A 1343-nucleotide genomic window follows, 5' to 3' on the forward strand; every position below is an offset into this window, starting at 1 on the left:
CTGCTGACCGGGCTGACCTGGGCGGTCGCCGCGGGCGCGGTGCGCGGCGGACCGGCCGAGGCCCTCTCGGGGCCGCTCACCTCGCACCGGATCGCCTTGTGGCACGAGGCGCTGGACCTGGCCGAGCGGCACCCGGGCCTCGGCACGGGTCCCGGCAGCTTCGGCGACCTGAGCGCGACGGCCGCGACAGCGCCCCTCTCCGACGGCCGCCCCCACTCCGCGCCCCTGCAACTGGCCGCCGAACAGGGTGTCGTCGGCGTCCTCCTGCTGGCCGTCGCCTTCGCCTGGCTCCTGCACGCCCTGTGGCGCTCCCCGCGTCCCACCCCGGTCGTCCTCACGGCGGGCGCCGCCCTCACCGCGCTGGCCGCCCTCGCCCTCGTCGGCAACGTCCTCAGCTTCACGACCGTCTCGGTGGGCGCGGGTCTCCTGGCGGGCGTGGCGACGGCCCGCCCGCTGCCGGAGGGGGCGCGGGGGCCGGGCGGGGTGGTGCGGTCGTACGAGGGGGACGCCGCGCGCTGAGGTCACCCCACGCGCACGTACCTCTCGACAACCGTCAGTGCGCCACCCCGGGGCCCACCGGCCGCAGCCGGTCCCTGATGACCCGTACGGCCGCCTCCGCGTCGTCCACGGTGATCGTGAACGTGTGCCCGTCCCACAGCCGCAGCACGACTCCTTCGCCGCGGCGGACGACGACGGCGGTGCCCTTCTCGGGGCGCCACCGGTAGCCCCAGCCGCCCCAGTGCCGGGGCGTGACGTGGGGGTCGAAGGCGGCGTCGGCGACCTCGGCGAGGGGGATGCGGCGGCGCGGCAGCCCCATGTGGCCGCAGCGCACCTCCAGGCAGTCGCGGTCGACTCTGAGGCCGACGTGGAGGAAGGCGAGGGTGCCGAAGAGGACGAGGAGACCGGCGGCGATGCAGCCGACCACGGACATCGCGAGCGCGGCCACGCCGGACGTCCAGGCGGAGTCCACGGCCAGTTCGATGCCGAGCGCCAGGCAGGCGGCGCCGGCGAGCGCGGGCAGCCACTGGAAGCGGTTCGTGGCCCGTCCGGTCCACACGTCCGGGAGCGGGGTCTTCTCGTCGCGGGGGTGGTCCCTCATGTCTACGAGGTTACTCACGTTTCGCCCGTCGGGGAGGGCGTCCCACAGAGTGGCTGCTCCGGGTGGGGGGCGTACGCGGCCGGCGCTTCTAGGAGGCCGCTGTCGGGACCGGGAGGGCGCGTCCCTCCGCGTAGGCGAACGCGGCGTCCGGGAGGACGCCTTCGCGGCCGTTGAGGAGGACGGTCAGGCCGCCGGTGGCGGGCGTGCCGGATGCGGGTGCGGCGCCGATGCGGCGCAGCGCCTG

The 1343-nt window shown here is 76.4% G+C and carries 2 protein-coding genes and 1 pseudogene; 1 reads left to right on the forward strand and 2 read right to left on the reverse strand.

Annotated features, from left to right (window positions below; genetic code table 11):
* On the forward strand, positions 1-519 hold a 519-nt coding region (locus tag ACVNF4_RS36100; protein ID WP_461807046.1), incomplete at its 5' end, for an O-antigen ligase family protein.
* Between the two features lie 34 nt (positions 520-553).
* On the opposite strand, the gene ACVNF4_RS36105 is transcribed toward ACVNF4_RS36100, so the two are convergent.
* Complete coding sequence (locus ACVNF4_RS36105; RefSeq protein WP_461807047.1) at positions 554-1099, reverse strand: hypothetical protein; 546 nt, start codon at positions 1097-1099, stop codon at positions 554-556.
* 88 nt (positions 1100-1187) lie between these two features.
* Positions 1188-1343, reverse strand: a pseudogene (locus tag ACVNF4_RS36110) (glutamate racemase); the annotation flags it as partial.

It is taken from the genome of Streptomyces sp. S6 (assembly GCF_054880855.1).

Bases quoted from the DNA above. Each gene is read 5' to 3' on its own strand.
- ACVNF4_RS36105 (WP_461807047.1), bottom strand. From the start codon at position 1,099: ATGAGGGACCACCCCCGCGACGAGAAGACCCCGCTCCCGGACGTGTGG.